The sequence below is a fragment of the Coprococcus sp. AF102-57 genome (genome assembly GCF_027686195.1).
Classification (GTDB): domain Bacteria; phylum Bacillota; class Clostridia; order Lachnospirales; family Lachnospiraceae; genus Allocoprococcus; species Allocoprococcus comes.
Window position 1 is genome coordinate 97,205 of record NZ_JAQCSY010000001.1, and the last position, 21,860, is coordinate 119,064.

General features: G+C 44.1%; 17 protein-coding genes and 1 pseudogene. 1 reads left to right on the plus strand and 17 read right to left on the minus strand.

What is annotated here, in order from left to right; translation table 11 throughout:
- Positions 1–17: 17 nt before the first annotated feature.
- Complete coding sequence (locus PGZ10_RS00490; RefSeq protein WP_270540439.1) at positions 18–3,623, minus strand: ABC transporter ATP-binding protein/permease; 3,606 nt, start codon at positions 3,621–3,623, stop codon at positions 18–20.
- Between the two features lie 97 nt (positions 3,624–3,720).
- Entirely contained in the window at positions 3,721–5,157 is a 1,437-nt protein-coding gene (locus tag PGZ10_RS00495) for an aspartate ammonia-lyase (RefSeq protein ID WP_117834154.1), read from the minus strand.
- Positions 5,158–5,296: 139 nt separating this feature from the next.
- Here PGZ10_RS00495 and PGZ10_RS00500 point away from each other — a divergent pair, with 139 nt between their 5' ends.
- Positions 5,297–6,232 carry a LysR family transcriptional regulator gene (locus PGZ10_RS00500; protein ID WP_117824725.1) on the plus strand — a complete coding sequence of 312 codons (936 nt, stop codon included), beginning with the start codon at positions 5,297–5,299 and terminating at the stop codon, positions 6,230–6,232.
- Between the two features lie 82 nt (positions 6,233–6,314).
- On the opposite strand, the gene PGZ10_RS00505 is transcribed toward PGZ10_RS00500, so the two are convergent.
- The 15 genes and pseudogenes from PGZ10_RS00505 to zapA form a co-directional block, all read right to left on the minus strand.
- A complete protein-coding gene (locus tag PGZ10_RS00505; protein WP_270540440.1) occupies positions 6,315–7,571 on the minus strand; it encodes an ABC transporter permease in 1,257 nt (418 codons plus the stop codon).
- A gap of 15 nt (positions 7,572–7,586) precedes the next feature.
- Positions 7,587–9,287, minus strand: coding sequence for an HlyD family secretion protein (locus PGZ10_RS00510; protein ID WP_270540442.1), 1,701 nt, complete (start codon positions 9,285–9,287; stop codon positions 7,587–7,589).
- A 3-nt stretch (positions 9,288–9,290) separates the two neighbouring features.
- Entirely contained in the window at positions 9,291–10,517 is a 1,227-nt protein-coding gene (locus PGZ10_RS00515; protein WP_270540444.1) for an efflux RND transporter periplasmic adaptor subunit, read from the minus strand.
- Between the two features lie 726 nt (positions 10,518–11,243).
- Entirely contained in the window at positions 11,244–11,624 is a 381-nt protein-coding gene (locus tag PGZ10_RS00520) for an oligopeptide/dipeptide ABC transporter ATP-binding protein (protein WP_270540445.1), read from the minus strand.
- A gap of 51 nt (positions 11,625–11,675) precedes the next feature.
- Positions 11,676–11,747, minus strand: a pseudogene (locus PGZ10_RS16710) (hypothetical protein); the annotation flags it as partial.
- 138 nt (positions 11,748–11,885) lie between these two features.
- On the minus strand, positions 11,886–12,818 hold the full coding sequence (gene tsf / locus PGZ10_RS00530; protein WP_044999250.1) for a translation elongation factor Ts: 933 nt from the start codon (positions 12,816–12,818) through the stop codon (positions 11,886–11,888).
- A 45-nt stretch (positions 12,819–12,863) separates the two neighbouring features.
- Positions 12,864–13,607: a 30S ribosomal protein S2 gene (gene rpsB, locus PGZ10_RS00535; RefSeq protein ID WP_044999249.1), complete on the minus strand. Its 744-nt coding sequence runs from the start codon at positions 13,605–13,607 to the stop codon at positions 12,864–12,866.
- A gap of 187 nt (positions 13,608–13,794) precedes the next feature.
- Positions 13,795–13,932: a hypothetical protein gene (locus PGZ10_RS00540; RefSeq protein WP_008375213.1), complete on the minus strand. Its 138-nt coding sequence runs from the start codon at positions 13,930–13,932 to the stop codon at positions 13,795–13,797.
- Positions 13,933–13,985: 53 nt separating this feature from the next.
- Positions 13,986–14,393: a GerW family sporulation protein gene (locus PGZ10_RS00545; protein WP_055155563.1), complete on the minus strand. Its 408-nt coding sequence runs from the start codon at positions 14,391–14,393 to the stop codon at positions 13,986–13,988.
- Positions 14,394–14,429: 36 nt separating this feature from the next.
- Entirely contained in the window at positions 14,430–15,545 is a 1,116-nt protein-coding gene (locus PGZ10_RS00550; protein ID WP_270540446.1) for a DUF2953 domain-containing protein, read from the minus strand.
- On the minus strand, positions 15,542–15,868 hold the full coding sequence (locus tag PGZ10_RS00555) for a hypothetical protein (protein ID WP_270540447.1): 327 nt from the start codon (positions 15,866–15,868) through the stop codon (positions 15,542–15,544). The genes PGZ10_RS00550 and PGZ10_RS00555 overlap by 4 nt, the downstream gene beginning before the upstream one ends.
- 20 nt (positions 15,869–15,888) lie before the next feature.
- Positions 15,889–17,226, minus strand: coding sequence for a peptidoglycan D,D-transpeptidase FtsI family protein (locus tag PGZ10_RS00560; RefSeq protein WP_270540515.1), 1,338 nt, complete (start codon positions 17,224–17,226; stop codon positions 15,889–15,891).
- A gap of 76 nt (positions 17,227–17,302) precedes the next feature.
- Entirely contained in the window at positions 17,303–18,835 is a 1,533-nt protein-coding gene (locus PGZ10_RS00565) for an FtsW/RodA/SpoVE family cell cycle protein (RefSeq protein ID WP_270540448.1), read from the minus strand.
- An 8-nt stretch (positions 18,836–18,843) separates the two neighbouring features.
- Positions 18,844–21,258 carry a U32 family peptidase gene (locus PGZ10_RS00570; RefSeq protein WP_270540449.1) on the minus strand — a complete coding sequence of 805 codons (2,415 nt, stop codon included), beginning with the start codon at positions 21,256–21,258 and terminating at the stop codon, positions 18,844–18,846.
- Positions 21,259–21,359: 101 nt separating this feature from the next.
- Entirely contained in the window at positions 21,360–21,773 is a 414-nt protein-coding gene (zapA, locus tag PGZ10_RS00575; protein ID WP_008375194.1) for a cell division protein ZapA, read from the minus strand.
- Positions 21,774–21,860 lie beyond the last annotated feature (87 nt).

Genomic DNA, 21,860 nt, shown 5'->3' on the forward strand with positions numbered 1-21,860 from the left:
TCCCTCATTCTCTTTTTTTATTCTGTCCTAAGCGCTGTCACCGGATCGCTCTTTGCTGCTTTCCTTGACGGAATGATTCCACCGAGCAGAGTAAGCCCGATACTCAAAAGAATCAGCACAATTGCCGGAAGCACTGGTAAAAATGCATTGATTTTGTTATTATCTGCCACCGCATGGATGATCATATTTCCAGGGATCAGAAGCAGCAGTGACAGTCCGATTCCGATCAGTCCGGCACACAGACCAATGATAACGGTTTCTGCATTAAATACCTGCGATACATTTCTCTTAGATGCCCCGATCGCGCGCAGGATTCCAATCTCCTTCTTCCGTTCAAGTACACTGATGTAGGTGATAACCCCGATCATAATTGAAGATACTACAAGGGAAATCGCCACAAACGCAATCAGCACATAGCTGATGATATCCACGATATTTGTCACGGAAGACATCAGTGTTCCGACTATATCGGTATAAGTGATGATCTGTTCCTCTTTTCCTTCTTTTTCCATCCGGCCGTTATAAGAATCCAGGATTTTCACCACTTTTTCTTTACTCTCAAAATCCGTCGGATATATGGAAATCTGACTCGGGTTCGCAAAATCCACGTATCCAAGCTTCTGCAGATTATTGTCATAGGAAGCAGTCGCGCTCATTGTCATGGATGTCATCAGCTCTTTCAGATCATCTTCTGTCATATTCATCTGAAATGCCTTTGCAAATGCATCGGTATCAATCTTCATCGAACTTCCAAGCATGTTCTGCAGCTGGGTTCCCACATTTCCCATGGCAGCCTGCATGGCGTTCCCGATTTTTTCTGTGATCTGAGTGACGATCTGATTCATTGCCGAAGTGATCTGTGTCTCAAGCACATCCGAAATTGCTCGGGTATAAGTTCCCATTGCCTTTGCCATGTAACTTCCCATTGTCGCACTTAACTGGCTCTCCAGCTGATCCATATCGATCACCTCGGAAAGCCCGTTCATCAGACGCTGTTTTCCATCTGCTGTGGCAAGGTAGTTCAGAAAATAATCTCCCATTTTGGTCGGATCTGCTTTTCCATTCGCCGCAGCATATGCCGGATAACTACTCGCCAGTTCTTTTGTCAGTTTTTTCAGCTGGTCAGAAGTAATATTTATCACCGTATCTCCAAAAATCTCCTGCTGCCAGGCATTCATAATCTCTTTTGCTTCCTCGGTCTGTAAATACTCCGCCAGGTATTCTCCAAATTTATCCGGATCTGTATATCCTTTTTCCGCAGCATACTTTTGATATCCTTCCATCACACGCTGTACAAGCTCCTGCATCTGATCAATTGTAATCTTAAACCCACCGGTGCTCTCAATGATCTCCTGCAGATTATCTTTCAGGATCTTCTGCGCTTCATCCGTCATCAGGTAATCCATAAAATCTCTCGCCAGATTTGAATAATCTGCTTCCGGATGGAATTTCACATACTCCTGATAACCTTCCATAACACTCTCAGACAACTTCTGCATTCCACCCGGTTTTACGGTAAGATTCAGGCTTCCGATCATATCGCCAAGATTCATCTGTGGCATACCGGACACGTCAAGACTGATCTGATCCAGATTTATCATCCCGGACAGATCCAGAGAATCCCCACCCATCCGGAATGCATTTTCCAGATTCAGGGAATCTGCCGACAACAGATCACCGGAAAATCCACTGTCGTCTAAAACAAATGCTTTCTGAAATGCATCCTCATCTACCGTAAACAGACTGTTCGCATCCAGTCCGTTCTTCTCTTCTGTGGTTCCGAACTGTTCTCCGGTAAATACATTCTTGGATGGATTCTCCAGCTGATCTTTTACAATCTCACTTTTTGCAGCCTCTTTTGCGACATGCTCAGTAAGTCTCTGCGGATAGCCAATCCCCGGTGTCAGAGCGGAAGCATTTGCATCTTCCGATGCCTGTACGATTCCGACGATTTTAAGTTCTTCGCCCTGATCCACGAGTTTCTTCATATATTCCTTATTATCGGATTTATCCTTCCAGATCTCGTACTGGCTGTCATATTCGTAGCAGTCAGACACATTGACCAGTTTAAAAGTTTTTCCAATAATATCCTCATAGGTATATGTTCCGATATTTGCCGGAGTGTTCACATCTTCTTCATTGATAAATTCCTGGATCATTTCGTCCAGTTCCATCTGATCCCGCAGTCCCAAAGTATAAAGGAGAAAATCACTCATGCCTCCGTCCGAAGTCAGCACCAGTACACATTCATTATAATTCTGCGGCCAGCGTCCCGCCTTCACATCATACTGGTTCTCATAAAGCCCCTCCGTCTTAGGCATTTCATAAAAAACATTCGTACTCATCATCGATGACATCAGACTGTTGGTACTTGCGCCAGAGCTGATTCCAAGCGACTCAAAGGATTTGTCCGGATTCACCTGGCGAATGGAACCATCCTTGTTCTGCCGATAGATTCTTGGTGAAATATTATAAGAATATTCAACGGCACTGGTATAGTCCTCAATTCCACTTTTTCCTCCATCCAGATATTCTTTTAAAGACTTCAGATCGTTGGAGTCCATCGTGGAAAACATATTGGTCATCATCTGCATAACCTTGACTTCCCCGTCTTTTTTTGTCTCCTTCTTATCCGAACTGCCCGAACCACTGTCCATATTGCCTACCATCATCGATGTCATATCAAATCCGGTACTCTGGATCTGAAGCGGATACTCGGAAAGAGTCTCTTCTTCAATTGACTTGATGTAGGCATTGACTCCGTTGGAAAGTGCCAGTATCAGTGCAATCCCGATAATTCCAATAGAACCGGCAAAAGATGTCAGAAGAGTCCTTGCTTTCTTCGTCTTTAAGTTATTAAAGCTCAGGGAAAGAGCCGTCAGAAATGACATGGAAGCTTTCCCCATATTCTTATGCTCCGGCTCCTTCATGACCGCTTCATTGACATAAAATTCGTCCGTATCCGAACGGATCTTTCCGTCCTTGAGCGTTACGATACGGGTCGCATATTCTTCAGCAAGCTCTGGGTTATGTGTAACCATTACAACAAGCCGGTCTTTTGCCACTTCTTTTAAAAGTTCCATAACCTGCACACTGGTCGCCGTATCCAGCGCTCCTGTCGGCTCATCAGCAAGCAGAATATCCGGATCATTGACCAGCGCACGGGCGATTGCCACCCTCTGCATCTGTCCGCCTGACATCTGGCTCGGTTTTTTATGCAACTGCTCCCCAAGACCAACTTTTTTCAGAGCCTCAATCGCTCTCTTTTTCCGTTCTTCCTTCCCGATCCCAGAAATAGTCAGTGCCAGCTCCACATTGGCAAGCACCGTCTGATGTGGAATCAGATTATAACTCTGAAATACAAAACCAATTGTATGATTCCGATAGGAATCCCAGTCTCTGTCTTTATATTTTTTCGTAGAAATCCCGTTGATGATCAGATCACCACTATCGTACCGATCCAGTCCACCGATGATGTTAAGAAACGTCGTCTTTCCCGAACCACTCGGTCCCAGGATCGCAACAAATTCATTGTCCCTGAAATTCAGGCTTACATCATCCAGTGCCTTCTGTACCAGCGTACCTGTACGGTATTCTTTGCAGATATGTTGAATTTGAAGCATAAAAATTCTCCTTTTAAGTTGTAACTCATGAAACGCGTATGTTTCATTGTACACCCTTAAAAGGAGAAAATCATGTCTTTTAGAAAAATTTTATTCTTTATTTTCTGAGAAGTTCTTTTCCCGAAATACCTGGCTCTGTCATATTGACCGGATCCAGAACGGTTTCCATCTCTTTTTCACTTAAAAGACCTTCTCTGAGGATCAGATTACGGATGGATTCCCCTGTCTTCATTGCTTTTTTCGCAATCTCCGCTGCTTTCTCATAGCCTACATGCGGACAGATTGCAGTAATTACGCCGATGCTGTTCTCTACCAGCTGACGGCATCTCTCTTCATTGGCTGTGATTCCTGTCACACAGTTGTCAATAAAAGTCTGCACTGCATATGCAAGTGTATCGATCGACTGGAACAGACAGTAGAATACGATCGGTTCAAACGCATTCAGTTCCAGCTGTCCACCCTCTGCTGCCATCGTGATCGTCACATCATTTCCAATGATGTTAAATGCGACCTGGTTCACTACTTCCGGGATGACCGGATTCACTTTTCCTGGCATGATCGAAGAACCATTCTGCTTTGCCGGAAGGTTGATCTCACCAAATCCGGCTCTTGGTCCGGATGACATCAGACGCAGGTCATTGGCAATCTTGGAAAGTGTGACTGCACACGCTTTCACTGCACCGGATACTGCCACAAACGGATCCAGGTTTTGGGTTGCATCGATCAGATCAAAAGCCTGGACAAACTGAATATCAGATATTTTTGAAAGATTCGGAACAATGCGGCTTACATAGGCTTCATCTGCATTGATTCCGGTTCCGACTGCCGTTCCACCCATGTTGACGGTACGCATCTCGTCCATCGCATTATCCATACGGTGGATATCACGCATGATGGCATCGGAATATGCCTGAAATTCCTGACCCAGACGGATCGGAACTGCATCCTGCATTTGGGTGCGTCCCATTTTGATCACATGGTCAAATTCCTCTGCCTTTTTGCAGAGCGCTCCATGAAGTCTGAGCAGTTCTTTTTTCAGATTCTGAAGAAGTCTGAGTGAAGTCATCTTGCCAGCTGTCGGAATAACATCATTTGTGGACTGTCCGCAGTTTACATCATCATTCGGATTTACTGCTGAATAATCTCCCTTTTTCCCGCCAAGAATCTCAATCGCACGGTTGGCAATGACTTCGTTTGCATTCATGTTCAGAGAAGTACCCGCACCTCCCTGGATCGGATCTACGATAAAGTACTCATGCAATTTTCCTGTAAGGATTTCATCACATGCCTGTACGATTGCTTTTGCCTTTTTCTTTTCCAGAATCCCACTCTCGCAGTTGGTGATTGCAGATGCTTTCTTTATGTACGCAAGACTGTTGATGATCTCCGGATGCATATTCAGCCCGGTAATACGGAAATTTTCCGCAGCACGCAGTGACTGTACCCCGTAATATACATCTCCCGGAATATCTTTTGCCCCTATTGAATCCTGTTCTACACGATAACCTGTCTTGTTTTCTTTTCCATTTTCCATCTCAAAATCCCTCGATTTTCCATTTTTCTCTGGCGTATTGCCTTTGTTGTTTTCATTATAGCTCTGTGTTACAATATAATCTAATACATATATTTTTATAGTAACTATAATTTTAAAACTATGTCAAAGGAGAATACCTATGTTTCAGGGAATGGAATATGTCTATGAAGTTTATCTGGAAAAAAGCTTTTCCAAGGCGGCTGAGAAGTTATTTATCTCACAGCCTTCACTCAGTGCCAACGTAAAGCGTGTCGAGCATCACATCGGATATCCGATCTTTGACCGGAGTACCAAACCACTTTCCCTTACCGAATGTGGGGTACAGTATATCAAAGCGGTAGAAAAAATAAAAAGTATCCAGAATGAATTTGAAGGATTTGCAAACGACTGGGGCGACCTAAAAAAAGGAACACTCACCCTCGGAGGAAGCAACTTGTTTTCCTCCTGGATCCTGCCTTCGCTGATCGCGGATTTTGCCCGCAGATATCCTCTGATCCAGATCAGCCTGGTTGAAGAAACCACTGCCAATCTTGCCCGTATGCTGCGACACGGGCAGCTGGATCTGATGCTGGACAGCAGTGTTCTGGATGCCACCATCTACGGCTACCGTAAATTTCAGGAAGAGCACCTGATCCTTGCTGTTCCGGGAGCATTCCCGATCAATAATACGCTGCGCTCCTATCAGCTTCCTGTAGAAGATATCCTGAGCAAAAAATTTCTGGAAGAATCCTGTCCTCCCGTTCCTCTGACACGCTTTAAAAGTGAGCCTTTTATTATGCTGAAACCGGAAAACGACACTGGAAAACGTGCCCGTATGATCTGCCAGAACAATCTCTTTGAACCAAATATCATCCTGGAAATGGATCAGCAGATGACTTCTTACAACATCACCTGCTCCGGCATGGGGATCTCTTTTATCGGAGATATCATGCTCTCAAAAGTACCTCTTACCTCTGATGTGGTGTACTATAAGCTTCCTGCAGGCGAAAGCAGCCGTGACATCCGGTTCTACTGGAAAAATGGTCGCTACCAGACAAGGGCAATGGAAGAATTTTTAAAAATGGCGTGCCAGTAAGGCACGCCACTTTCCTGTAGAACAGATACTATCCATTTATCTGCAATCTTGGATCCGACAAATAATTCTTCTCTACATAAACCTACTCACTTCTCAGTGCATCGATTGGATTCATGTTCGCCGCCTTCACCGACGGAAGGAGTCCGAAAATAATTCCGATCAATGTGGAAAATACTACTCCGACCAGAATAGACACTCCGCTGATTGCCACCGGAACTGCCGAGACTGCGGAAATAATATAGGCAAGCGCAATCCCTCCTACCACACCGATCAGACCTCCAAGAAGGGTAAGTACTGCCGCTTCCGTCAGAAACTGCGTCAGGATCCTTCTTTTTCTTGCCCCCAGTGCCTTTTTCAGACCGATTTCTCTCGTTCTTTCTGTCACAGACACCAGCATAATATTCATAACACCGATCCCGCCAACCAGAAGTGAAATGCTTGCAATCCAAAGCAGCTGCTGGTTCGTCGAGCTGCTGATCTCTTGGATCTGGTTCGCCTGTTTCAGAAGATCTTCCCCTTTATACTTTATCGTCTCATCAGACACGGTCAGGTAACTGTTCAGGATACCTGCCGCCTTTTCTCCTGCCGCAGTCATCTCATCTGTGCTTGTCGCGCGGACAACCAGATTCTGCGGTTCATCGTACTGATAAATAATCGGCCACAGTGTATCCGGAATACAGATCGTTCCACTTCCATCCGTGGATACATAACGATAATAGTCTTCCATCGAATTGATCATCGGCTGCGAATTTTCTTTTCTCGCCATCATACCGACCACCGTAAATGGCTCCCCTTTAACCTCAATAATCTTTCCAATCACATTTCCATCCGGAAATAGAGCTGTGGCTGTCGTTTTATCAAGCAGCACAACTTTTCGGTTTGCAGTAAAATCTTTTTCGGAAAAGCCACGCCCTTTTGTGATCTGAAATCCATAGGCATCCAGATAATTGGAATCTATTCCAAAAATATTACAGCTTGCCAGCTTCTGACTGCCTGCATATACAGCATCATATTCATTCCGTCTGTGATAAAGGGCTGCACTTTCCACCTCATCCAATGCCTGGATCTCACCAAGTACCTGATCTGAAATCTCCGGTATTCCATCCGGAACCTCCTGATAAGACAGATCCAGTGTCCAGTCTCCCTGATAAAGCTGGATATTGACCGCATTATTTCCCGCGCCAACCAGATTTTTCTTGATCTGCTCATTGGTCCCTTTGATCGTCGAAACAATTGCAATGATCGATCCGATTCCGATAATAATACCAAGCATCGTCAGCGCAGACCGCAACTTATGACTCCAGATTCCCTGAAATGCCAGCCTGATATCTTCAAGCATCTCCTCACCCCCTCATTAATTATAATCATACAATGACTCCACTGTCTTTGTCTTCGCACCCTCTTTTACATTTCTTCCATACGGAAATGCAATCTCATCCTCCATGGTAAGTCCAGAAACGATTTCAATGGAACCGTACATATTTTTTCCAACCTCTACATACTGCTTCTCCAGCCTTCCATGTTTTCCTTTCTTGTATACATAGGAGCGGTTTCCGTCTTCTCTTATGAACATCTGTTCCAGGTAAATCGAATTCCCATTGTCACCCGAAAGTCCGTCTACGGAAATACTGACACCCTCACCAGATGAAAGGTCTGCATCTTTCTCAACCACTGCAGTAAACGGATAGTAGGACATATTAGGATTCTCGCTGCTCTTCATACTTTCAACCGGTGAATTACCGATACTGGTGATCGTTGCCTCATAAGAGTTCCCCGTATTCCAGGAAGTCACCATCACATTCATACCCTCTTTTAATTTATCATAGCTGCTTTCGGCAATCCCTCCGATTACATAACAACCATTTTTTCCGGTCACAGATATAACCGGTTTATTCTCCAGCTTTGCCTCTTCTTCGTCAAGTACAGCTTTTACCGTTCCCTCTACTGTACTCTTTACAACACCATTATTTACTTTTTTATCCAGCTTTTTCAATTCCAATTGTGCTGTTCGCTTTTCCAGATCCAGATCCTTGATCTTCTGCTCTTTTTCCTGGATCTGCTTTGCCTGCTCTTCCCTGGTCATTCCATCTGCATCTCCCGGATCCGGCTCCTCATATCCACCAGGATTATCCGGTTCGTCCGGAATTTTCGGCTCTTCCGGTGTCTCCGGCTGTTCCGGATTTTCGGGCTTTATCACCTGTCCGGTCTTTCCGTCCAGCGTCCAGGAGTATAAAAGAAGCGTCGGTTCCTTCTCCTGATCCACTACATCAAAGATACAGACTGCCCTCTCTTCCAGCATTTTCAGCATGAACTCCGCATTTACCGTTGCTCCCGGCGCACAAAGATAGCGATACGGCTTTTCTTTTGTTCCATCTCCATCTTCATTATAAGGAGCAGCGTCCTTTGTAATCTCTTTATAAATGATCTTATCCTTCAGTTCTTCCGGAAACGGTTTCCCGATTGATGGTTTTTCCGGTCCTTCCGGATTTTCTGGTGTCTCCGGCTGCTCAGGATTTTCGGAAGTATCCGGATTTTCCCCTTCATTTTTCTTTGTATCCGCAGTCCGTATTATTCCAGGTCTGGTTCCTTTTGCAGTCATTTTTCGTAGTTCATCCTGGCTTCTTTCAAAAGACGAAACAATCTTTGCATTTTTCAACTGTTCTAATTCTGCCTTTTGATTCTGAATATTCAGTTCAATCCCCTGAATCTCCATCTGCTTCATCTCCTGCTCAAGTCCTGCAAGCGTAGTATCATAGGCAACCAGACGATCGCCGATCTTCACCGTATCCCCTGATTTGACATAAATCTCCTTGATCGTAAGGGTATCATCATGGTAAATGTCCTGGCTCGCACCTGCCTGCACCTTCGCATAATCATAAATATCCGATTCTGAATACCATCCACCATTACTCATACTTGCTACCGGTGCTACCTTGACCGCTTTTTCATTTTTTTTCATTGCAAATATAATGCCGCCTCCAATGACACATACACAGACAACCAAAGCAATCCCGATCTGAAGAATTTTTTTCTTATTTCTTTTTTGAAAAATCATCCTTTATTCCCCCTCTTCCATGCCTCCTGCCTGTACATTTTCGTTCTTCTGAACGGCTGCTCCTTCTTTACATTCTCCATCCGGCCAGACAATGTAATCCGTCTCTTTCAGTCCTTCTGTGATTTCCCATGTATCCTGCTCCTCATCATAAGCACCAAGCTTTACATTTCTCTTTTCCAGTCTGTCCTTTTTATTTGCTACCCAAACGTAAGGCTCTTTCCCGTCTGCATCTACAATATAAGCAGTCATCAGATGTAATCCCTCTGTATTTACTCCGGTTCCAGGCTCGATATATACATGCTGTCCCAGCATCAGACCATCACTGGTTTCAAGCGTTACATAAAATGGATACTTAGTTGCCCGGGCAGAAGAATCCGAACCGGAATACATCTCGCTTTGTGAACTGCTCTCCGGTTTTTCTGTGTCGATCACATCTACAGATCCCTTCCAGATTTCCTCCTGGTTATTCCTTGCCCGCACCGTCACATCCATTCCCGGCTGAAGCTCACCGATATTCTGTTCATTGATCTTTCCCTTAATTCGGTATTTTCCGGTAGAAAGAATGCTCATAAATGCCTGCTTTTCTCCACTGTAATCATCATAACCAGGATCCGGATTGATCTCCTGGATGATTCCTGCAATCGTGGATGTCACCGTGGATGATTCCAGACTCTTCTTCGTCCGGTTCACTTCCAGTTCTTTTACTTTATAATTATATTCTTCCTGTTTTACATTCGTCTGCAGCTCCTGGATCTGCGTTGTATAAGAAAGCTGCTCACCTGCCGGTGCATTCTTTTTTTCTGTCGTTAAGGCCGCAATCTGTGAATTCAGATTGGAAATACTGTTCCCTATCTTCTCCAGCTCCAGATTCCCCTGCTCCAGTGTCATCGCAAGCTCCTCTGTATCATATTCAAAGAGTTTCGTCCCAGGCTCCACTTCCTGCCCTTTTTCTACGAAAATCTCTTTCACTTTCTGTCCTTCTGAAAGTGAGATTTTCAAAGTATCCTGCGCCTCCACAACGCCTGCAAATCGGTTCACGGTTCCGCTTCCGTTTCCGGTGATCACGCTGACCTTGTCTGCATAGAGGGTGTTTTTCGCGGAATCCTTTCCCACTCCCGAAACCATGTGCAGGATTGCGGCAATCAGAGCGACTGCAAAAATAAAGCATACAATAAAAATCACCTTTTTCTTCCCCATCAGATTGTCTTTGAAATTCCTATTTACATTCATTTTCATTCCCTCCTCATCATTCTACTTTTAAGGTGTAAAAGTTTGTTGAAGTTAGTCCGACAAAGTGTATATAGAAAGTGCTGCGGCTTCCCTTCGGCAAACTATTCCGAGGAACCTCTGAAAGCGGGAATCGTGTTCAGCAAAGGCTTCCACGATTCCTGAGTTTCCTCTCCATTGCCTCAATAAGGAAGCCGCAGCACTTTCCAGATCCAATTTGTCTCTCTAAGTTATCGCACAATACCATCGCCCCATAACTTAAATTCCGATGTCCAATCATAGCTTCAGTATACTGGAAAACAGTGGAGAATACTATTTATATTTTCTTAATTTTCATTCATTTTTATATCGCTTGATTTTTTGACTGAATTTTCATTCTTTTTAAATATACATGTAATGCCCCATAACAGCAGTCCCACTACTTTTTTGAACATTGAACACCCAGAAGGGCAAAGCCAGCAAAGTAGAATGGGTGCGACATAGAAAAGTAATCCCGTAGATTCACTTTTTGCGCAATGGAGAGGAAACCCAGGAATCGTGGAAGCCTCTGCTGAACACGATTCCCGCCCCAAGGGGTTCCTTGGAATGATTTGCGCAATGGAATCTACGGGATTACTTTTCTATGTCGCACCCTCACAACCTCCCCTCCATGCCCTTCGTCCCCCTTCTACATCCACAAAAAATACACCGCAGGATTCCCCCATTTCCTGCGGTGTTTTCTTACATACTCTATTCTTCTACCATATGACAAGCTACTTTATGCCCCGGTTTCACCTCTCTGAAGACCGGCGCTTCCTGTCTGCATTTTTCTGTCGCATTCGGACAGCGTGTGGAGAACGCACAACCCTTAAAATCTTCGGTTCTGACCGGCTGTTCTCCGGAAAGCTCTGAAAATCCGTCCCGCTCAATATACGGATCCGGCACAGAAGCAAAAAGTCCTTTCGTGTACGGATGGAGTGGATTTGCAAACAATTCTTCGGTATCGGTTTCTTCTACTAGTGTTCCCAGATACATAACCCCAATACGATCTGAGATAAAACGGATAACACCGATATCGTGTGAAATAAATAAAAGGCTGAGTCCCAGTTCCTTCTGAAGCTGCATCAGCATATTCAGGATCTGTGCCTGAATCGATACGTCAAGCGCAGATACCGGTTCATCACAGACGATCAGCTTTGGTCCGATAACAAGGGCACTTGCAATACCAAGACGCTGTACCTGCCCACCGGAAAGCTCGTGCGGAAAACGGAAATAATGGTCTTCGGAAGTCTAAAAAAAGGACATTCGCAATCCGCTTTGCTACTTGCTCATAACAAAAATGAGATTGCAAAGCAATCCCATTTTCGTTAAATTCTTTTGTGAACTGTTCGATTATGCGTTCATCTGAGCTGCAACTTCAGCTGCGAAATCTTCATTTTTCTTTTCAAGACCTTCACCTGTCTCGAAACGAACGAATTTCTTCAGAGTGATAGTTGTTCCGTTAGCTTTTCCAACTTCGTCAAGGTATTTAGCTACAGACTGTTTTCCATCTTCAGCTTTTACATATACCTGATCTAACAGACAGATTTCCTTCATCTCTTTGTTGATACGTCCGGAAATCATTCCCTGGATAACCTTTTCCGGTTTCTGAGATTCTTTCGGGTCGTTCATAATCTGAGCAAGAAGAATTTCTTTCTCATGTGCGATGTAATCAGCATCTACATCTGCCTGGCTTACATACTTAGCATTTAAAGCTGCTACCTGCATAGCTACGTTTTTCAGAGCTTCTTTAACAGCATCGTTAACAACTGCTGTATCAGCTTCTACAAGAACACCGATACGTCCGCCACCGTGGATATAAGATACTACACAGCCATCTGTAACGATCTTTTCGAATCTTCTGATGCTGAGCTTTTCTCCGATTACAGAAATCTTTTCTGTAAGTGCATCGTTAACTGTCTTAGAAGCATCTTCGTTCCAAGCTTCAGCCATGAATCCTTCCATATCTGTAGCTTTTGTAGTAAGTGCCTGATTAACAACTGCTTTTACGAATGCCTGGAAATCAGCGTTCTTAGCAACGAAGTCTGTCTCAGAGTTAACTTCTACGATAGCTGCTGTCTTATCTTCTTTAACGTCTGCCATAACAATACCTTCAGCTGCGATACGTCCGGCTTTCTTAACAGCCTTAGCTTCGCCGTTCTTTCTGAGGTATTCGATTGCTGCATCCATATCTCCGTTAGATTCGTTCAGAGCTTTTTTGCAGTCCATCATACCAGCGCCTGTCATTTCTCTTAATTCTTTTACCATGCTTGCTGTGATTGCCATGATTTTTTCCTCCATCTTTCAATATGATCTTTTGGATTGTTCGAATTATTCTTCTGTTGTTTCTTCAGCTGTTTCTACGTCTTCGCCTTCGTAAACTTCTTCTGCTTCGCCCTGGTTTGCTTCGATTACAGCATCAGCCATCTTAGATACGATAAGTTTTACAGCTCTGATAGCATCATCATTTCCTGGAATTACATAATCAAGTTCTTCCGGATCACAGTTTGTATCAGCAATACCGATCAGCGGGATTCCGAGTGTGTGAGCTTCCTGAACACAGATTCTTTCTTTCTTAGGATCTACTACAAAGATAGCATCCGGGATTCTCTTCATTTCTTTGATTCCGCCAAGGTTCTTTTCAAGCTTTTCCCATTCTTTCTTGATTTCGATAACTTCTTTCTTCGGCAGTACATCGAATGTTCCGTCTTCTGACATAGCTTCGATTTCTTTCAGACGAGCGATTCTGCTCTGGATTGTCTTGAAGTTTGTAAGCATTCCTCCAAGCCATCTTTCATTAACATAGTACATTCCGCAACGTTCTGCTTCTGTCTTGATTGCATCCTGAGCCTGTTTCTTTGTTCCTACGAAAAGGATCTTTCCACCTTCTGCTGCGATGTCAGATACTGCCTGGTAAGCTTCATCTACTTTTCCTACAGATTTCTGAAGGTCGATGATGTAGATACCATTTCTCTCTGTGTAGATGTACTCTGCCATCTTAGGGTTCCATCTTCTTGTCTGATGTCCGAAATGAACACCTGCTTCTAAAAGTTGTTTCATTGAAATAACGCTCATGTTTCTTTCCTCCATTGGTTTTTTACTTCCGTGTGCTTATGTCCGCGAACCATGCTTGTCAGCTTTGGCACCACCGGGATAAACCACACACGTGTTTTTTTGCAACGCTAGCATTGTATCACAAAAGCCCTGCATACGCAAGGCTTTTTTCAGGGTTTCCCCTACAGGTTCTCATATTTTTTCAAAATCAGCAGCAAAAAAGCTGATATCCGACAAGGAGGCACAGCAGAACGATCAGAATTCCGATAAATATGCTCGGAATAAACATCATGATCACCATACCAAGTGCCACAAAAAACAGTGCAAAACCAAATACCCGTTTCATCTTCGTTCCTGCTTTTTCCTCTTTTACAATAAATATATGCCAGAAACCTACGTCTATTCCTGATTTTCCGGAGAATCTGCTTCATTTAACAGATCTGCCACATCCTCTTCGGTCATTTTATCCTCAGATGGGGATTTAAAACGGTCAATCACATCCGGGACCATATCCAGGATCTTGGTCATGGTATCCTGATTCTTGATGTTGACCAGTCTAGTTGTTCCGTTCTGGATCACAAGCACTGCACTTGGAATCATCTTGCCGCCAAGTCCGCCGGCTCCTCTGTCCTTTTTGTCCGCATGAAATGCCCCTGCCCCGATTGCAAAAGATACATCAACAAGCGGAAGAATGATCGTATCTCCGATGTGGATCGCATCTCCTACAACGGTTTTGGATGATACCACGCCGTTCATCCCTTTAAACAATGCATCTACTGTCTCTTTAAACTGATTATCTACTGCCATTTTTTCGATTCCTCCTGTTATTTTCTATCGAATGCTTTACCATTTAAACTCCCTGATATCATGATAAGTGCTGCGAATATTCTTATCCAGCAGCATCTTTGCTGCAAATACTGCCATATGAACTGTTCTTAGTCTTCCTTTTACATAAACGGAACCTTCCAGTACCCGCTTTTCAAAATCCGGTTCCAGATCCATATTTTCTCCGATAAATGCATAAAACATTCCACAAAGTGCCAGTACCTGTCCGGTATGGTAAGGATCTTCAAAACCGAAATGCAGTTTTACGCGAAGCTTTTTCGGCTTCAGAAAATGCTTCACCCAGACCAGTTCCTTTTTGCCACGTGCAAAAGCTGCTTTATGATTTTCCTGTTCCAGGAACTCCAGAATTTTATCTTTTTTATCTGCGATATTTTTTATTTTATCACATAAATTCTTCCATGTACATTTGATCTTTTCCAGGATTTCCCGAAGCTTCTGACTGAGCTTCCGGATCAGTTTTCCAAATGCTTTGACTGGTTTCTTCCGCTTTCGTGGAGTTTTGTGAGCCTTTCCGGATCCTCTCTCGTCATGAACATCCTTTTTTTCTCTGGATTCACTTTCCTTTTCCGGTGTAGCATTCTCTTCTTTTTTTTCTGAAAATGTTTTCACCTTCGTGTCAGGACTTCCCTGTGTTTCTGTTTTGGACTTCTCATCTTTCACGTCCGCATGCTCTGGCTTTGCATACGTTCCGCTTTCGGCTCTCTTTTCCGGCAGCGTCTGCGGCTTCTTTACATTTGCCGCATCATTTCTTTCTGCCGTTCTCTCACTGGCATTCTCCGCACCGGCTTTTTTTCCGCCATCCGGCTTTTTCTCCTTCTTTCTCACCGGTTTATCTTCCGCTTCCAGAACATCTCCCAACTTCTTCCAGGCAATCCGCCCCTGCCATTTCACATCGCCGTTCCGATACTCCACTCTTCCTGCAATCAGATGAAGTAGCCATGAAATCTTAAGATTCCCCTCCGCATCTTCCAGCTTCCCCGGAAACTCGGCACGCAGTTCATACCTCAGCGGTACAAAGAGAAGGACACCGATCACAAGTAGCAGGATTCCAAGAATCACCAGAAGAAAAATCCCGATAATCTTCAAAATCAATCCAATGATATGTAGAATCATGCTTCTTCCCTCTCCTGCTCTCTGATGTAGGACCGGATATCCAGATCCCCTGTTTTTTCATAAACTTCCTTCGCGATCTCTTCTACCAGATACAGCGCATCATCATATCCGCTTGCAAGACCAACTGCGAAAATATCATCATCGATCACACTTCCCTGGCGGAACATCAACGTCGAATAAAATTCCAGCTGATTTTCCCCTTCTTCGATCAGTGCGATCACATAAGTATTCAACGGATATTTTTTTTTATTCAGTTTTGCAATCACTTTTTCTTTCTTTTTTGCCATGCTCTCACTGACATAAAGATTTTTGTAAAACCTCATGTGCGCTGTCTCCCCGACCTTTAATTATTATAGTAAGAATCAAACACCTGCTTTGCGACACTGACACCAGTAATGGTCGCTGTATCTGCATCCTCGACACAAACGCTGATCGCCAGCTCCGGATTATCCATATTGGAAAATCCGACAAACCAGGAATGTACTGTATTTCCATCTTCACTGACCTCGGCAGTTCCGGTTTTCCCTGCCACTGTATAAGACGCACCTGAAAGCGCAGCTCCGGTACCATAATCCACAACCGCCTTCATGTATTCCGTAAGCTGTGCAGCTTCAGATGATGTCATAAGCTCTTTGTAGCTTTCCGGCATATATTTCTTCACCGTTGTGCCTGCATAATTTGTAATCTTGTCCACCAGATACGGCTTCATCAGCTTTCCACCATTTGCGATCGCCGAAACGATCATCGCCATATGGTACGGACTGACCTGTGTCTCTCCCTGACCAATTGCAGTCATCATCGTATCTGCATCTCCTGCATCTGTTTTCAGGCGGAAACTGCTTTCATTATATTTCACATCACCCGGAAGCTTGCTGTTAAACAGCATCTGTTTGGCAGTCTTTCTCCATTCTGCCTTATCCAGCTGCAGCCCGATATTTGAAAACGAAGAATTGCAGGAATTTGCAACCGAATCCGTCAGATTCTCTTCCCCATGAGCAGTGCTGTTATAACAGTGGATCGTCGCCCCATTCTGTGAAAATTCTCCATTACATTCAAACGAATAATTATTATAATCTGGATTCTGCCGCATAAAAGCAAGTGTTGTCACCAGCTTGAATGTCGACCCCGGTGTATACTGTCCAAGTGTAGCCCTGTTAAGAAGCGAACTGTTCTCGTCATTGTTCAGTGCATCCCAGTTTTCCGAAACATTATTCGGATCAAAAGACGGCTTCGATACCATTGCCAGGATCTTCCCTGTACTTGGCTCCATCACGACAACTGCACCTTTGTTATCTCCCAGTGCATTATATGCTGCATTCTGCAGGTTCGCATCCAAGGTTGTGACCACCGTATCTCCCGTATTCTTCTGGTCTTTAAATTCATTCGCCAGCTTTTCCAGGAAAAAGGCATTTGAAGTCAGAAGATTGAAATTCTGTGAGGATTCCAGTCCGGATTTTCCTTTTGCGGCATATCCGACAACATGTGCAAACACTTCTCCTTCCGGATATTCCCGTGTTTCCGATCCATCGTCATTTGTCACAGTCTGTGCAAGCACTTCTCCATTTTTATCTGTAATACTGCCACGCAGCACACGGTCCGCAAGAAGATCCTGACGGATATTGTACGTGCTGTTGACAACCTCTTTACTTTTTACCACATTAAAATAAACCAGATATCCCATCAGTACCAAAAACAGTGTTACAAAAATATAAGTAACTCTCGTCAGTTCTTTATTGGTCATCTGCTTCTCTTTTTTCTTACTGGCTCCGCTTCTTTCTGCCTGTGCTTCTTTCGGACGCCGCTGTCCGTTTTTTAGGCTGCTGCGTTCGGCCTTTTTCTTCGGTTCGCCATCCGTTCGTCTGCTGCGGCTTTTTCCTTCTGCCTTCTTCTTTTGGTCGTGATACCCGCTCTCGTCTGGCAGGCTCTCCAGCTGCTGATCCAGATCTGGAAGTTCGTCTTCTCTGTAATTTTTTTCTTTCAATGTCTTCTTCCTCGTCTTCTCTTAATACATACAGTCCCTGAATGATCGCAAACATAATGATCGTACTGAGGACGGAGGTTCCACCGTAGCTTACCAGCGGAAGTGTCACTCCGGTAGACGGAATGAACTTTGTCACACCTCCGATCGTCAGAAATGTCTGAAAAATATAACAGGTTCCAAGTCCCAGTGCCACCAGTTTATAAAAGCTGTCCCGAAGCTGCATCGCAATATTCAGAAACATCATATAAACACTGACACATACCAGGATCAGACAAAGTGCAAAAATCAGTCCCATTTCCTCCGCAATTGCTGAAAAAATGAAATCTGACTCTGCAACAGGTATCTGATCTGCCGCCCCTTGAAAAAGTCCCATTCCAAACCAGCTTCCTGTGCCGATCGCCATCAAGGATTGTGCCACCTGATAACCACCTTCATTGTAAACGGTAAATGGATTCTTCCATACCAGTACACGCACACGGACGTGGTTAAATAATTTATATGCCACAACTGATGCCCCACTTCCTGCAATCAGCCCGACAAGTACATAAAGTGGCTGTCTGCTTGCCACATAGAGCATCACCAGATATACAGCAAAAATGATCAACGCCGCACCAAGGTCTTTTGATACAACCAAGATCAGCACATGCATTGCTGCCACTGCCGTTGTGATCACAATATTCTTAAATGAAGTATCAGTCTTCAGACTCGCCGCAACGAAAAATACAAAAATGATCTTCACAAGCTCAGATGGCTGAAGGGTAAAACCTCCGATTGCAACATTCAGCATCGCTCCTCCAGTCACACGTCCTACAATGATAACGACCCCAAGCATTACAACACCTGCAATTGCATAGAATATTTTCCATTCTGACAGAGCTTTTACCTTCCGGATGATGACCGGGATCACAAGACTTATCGCTACGGATGCACTGACAATGAGAAACTGCTTTACCGCAAGCGAATACGAAAGTCTGGTGATCATAATAAAACCGATTGCCATCAGCATACACATATTGTTTACAACCAGCCGCGACACCCGCGGGTAAATTTTTGTATACAGCAAAATAACTGCCAGAAACAGTACCACCTGCATCCCGTAAAATCCGATCATTTTTGTTTCATTTTTCTGCAGATACATCACCAGAAATGCAATCATATGAAGCAGAAACATCAGCACATTCTGCTTTCTGAAAATACTTTTCTGTGTATACTCATCTGCGTAATTAAATACTGCAAAACATTCAAATGTATAGACCAGCATTAGGGCTATCATCAGATATTTTGACAGCTCTACAATTATATTGATCAAAATTCCACCTACTTTATTCCTCTTTTCCAGTGTCCCCTGGTGTACGTTCCCTCCGGAAGCTCTTTTCCTTCAAAATACGCACTTAAAATCTGCCTTACCTCCTGCTGCCTTTCAGTAGTAAACATCAGTCGGATCCGCCCAGGACCGATCTGATATACCTCTTCCATCCGGTCTCCCAGATATAATGGTACATAATTGTAAAGGATATTATAACAGTAATCACATTCATTTTTTACCACAAATGAATTACGATATCTGTCAGTTATTGTCATCTGTCCGGATTTTTTCTGACATCCTCTGGTCGTTTTCTGAATACATCCTGCAGATACCATCATCGGAAGATAACCATATACGATCACTTCTCCATCCTTTACCCGGAGATCCTGGAGTTCTCTTTCTGTCAGTTCCACGGGCGCTGTAAATTCAAAAACTCCCTTTTCCTTCCAGAATTTCCTGCTTTCCTGATTAAATTCATACAGATTGTAATCGGTCATAATCCTTCCGGTATAACCATGCTCTTTCAGAAACGCAAAACTTTCATAATTGGCGATCAGAATGCCGTCCCATCCGGCTTCGAATATCCGGTTATATGCAGCTTCATACTGTTTTCGGGTTCTTTCCCGGAAAATATACGGCATGACCAGATAAATTTCTTTCCCTGCTGCATGTACTTTTGTAATCCACTCCACATAGCTGTCCTTCTCCCAGATGCGAGGGAACATGGTACAATCCACATAGATTCTTCCGATTGCTTCTTCTTCCAGAATCACTTCCATCTGTTCTGCGGTTCTTACCGATGCCGTCCATCCGGAAAGTACCTCTTCTTCCATTGAAAGCTCTATCGTATCTTCTTCCGGATCTTTCACTTCACCACTTCTTCTGTATTTCTCACAGATCACTTTTTCCAGTGTCTCCAGTGCTTCCCTTCGAAGTTCGTTCAGGCTCTGCATCGGAAGAAATACTTTTTCTCCGATCTCGACCTTTAAAAAGGAAAATTCAAATTCCGTATTTCCCGTCTTGCGCAGCTGCTTTTCAATCCGCTCTCTGCTCATCGGCTGGCTCAGTGCTTCCTGTGCTTTTTCACCGGCAACCGTAATCTCGGCATCCCGGCACTTCACCGTAAGCGTTGCCGTTTCCTGCGGATACAGCCGGAAAGTTCCGCAGATCCGTTCTTTTATTTTTCCATTTACAAATTCTTCACGCAGCGTGTCAATCAATGTGCTGTTTCTTGTACGCATCCAGATTTCATCCCTCTTGAACGGGGTATCTGCAAATACCGGGATCTGCACATTCATTCCTTTTCTGACTGCATCCTTACAGGTATAATTATCTGCTTTTTCCCTGCCTTTGCGCATCGGGAGTTCAATAATATCCTGCGGATACAGGTCTGTCAGTGCTTTTGCAGTCACATTTCTGCCTTTTTTAGCAAGTACCTTTACTGCCGGCACTCCTGCATGGTTCGGACGGTTTAAGGAAATCATCTCCCGTCCATTCTGTGTATGATAATAACCCGTATGGAAACCGCCACGGTTATAGAGATCCAGCAGCATCTGCCGATCCTCCTCGCGGACACGGTATTTCTTCATCGCATACGCTGCCGGATCCTCTTCTGCCGGACATTCTTCGTAATATTTCAGATAAAGATCGGCATATTTCCGGTACTGAAAAGCGACTGCTGCCGCATACTCCGGCTTCTTCATCCGGCCTTCAATCTTGAAAGAATAAATCCCGCTCTCGATCATCTCCGGGATCAGTTCCAATGTACAGATATCCTTAAGACTCAGCAGATACTGTGGTCTCTTTGCTTCCGGTGTCCGGTAAAGCAGTCTGCACGGCTGTGCGCACTGTCCACGGTTGCCACTTCTGCCGCCGATAAAACTGCTGAACAGGCACTGACCGGAATAGCAATAGCAGAGTGCACCATGTACAAAGCTTTCAATCTCGAGCTCTGTCTCATCGGCAATCTTCTTCACCTCTGCCATACTCAGTTCTCTGGATGTAACAATCCGCTGTGCACCTTCCTTTTCCAGAAACTTCGCCCCATCCACTCCCGTAAGCGTCATCTGGGTACTTGCGTGGATCGGAAGATCTGGAAAATGCTTCCGGATAAAACGGAACAGTCCAATATCCTGCACGATCACCGCATCCAGCCCCTGCCGGTAATAAGGGAGCAGATAATCATACATCTGTTTTTCCATCTCACGGTCTTTGATCAGTGTATTCACGGTCAGATACAGTCTTCTTCCATGCAAATGCACATAATCAATTGCCTCTAAAAGTTCTTCCTCCGTCAGGTTATGTGCATAAGCACGTGCCCCGAAAAGGGCTCCCCCTGTATATACCGCATCAGCTCCTGCTGTAATTGCCGCTTTCAGGCACTCCATACTCCCTGCCGGTGCAAGGATTTCAACTCTGTCTTTCATATAACTCCTCTATCTTTAAATAACCTGTATACAAAGTCCCTGTGTTGCAGACATTTCTCTTTGTATACCGGAGTATCAAAAATAGACTGCCTCAGGACAGTCTATTTTGTACGGTGATTTTTCATTTCTGTTTCAAGCTGTACGATCTTCATCTGAAGTTCCTGGTTCTCTGCCTTGAGTTTATCCAGTGCTTTTTCAGCATTCTCATACTTGATCTGTACTGAGATCAGTTCATGCTTTAAATCGTACATCTCTTTGTCTTTTGCCTCGATGTCGCTTTCTAATGCGCCGCCCTGTTTCTTGGCTTTAAAATAATCATCTGCTATATTTAAAGCAAGAAGCACACTTCTGGCTTCCGCACTCTGCTTGCGGTATCCATCGCTGCTTGTACATTCCTCGATTTTATGGTTCAGATAAGTGGATACCTTCTGCAGATAATCTTCGCTTTCAAATCCGCTCAGGGTAAATACTTTGCCGCCTATCAAAACTTCTGTATAATTTTTTGACGATGCCATAAAGAACCTCCTTGCCGCCTAATCCTTTTTTCATTATAAACTATATTCTGATAAAAACCAACCACTTTTCGATATTTTCAGCAGAAA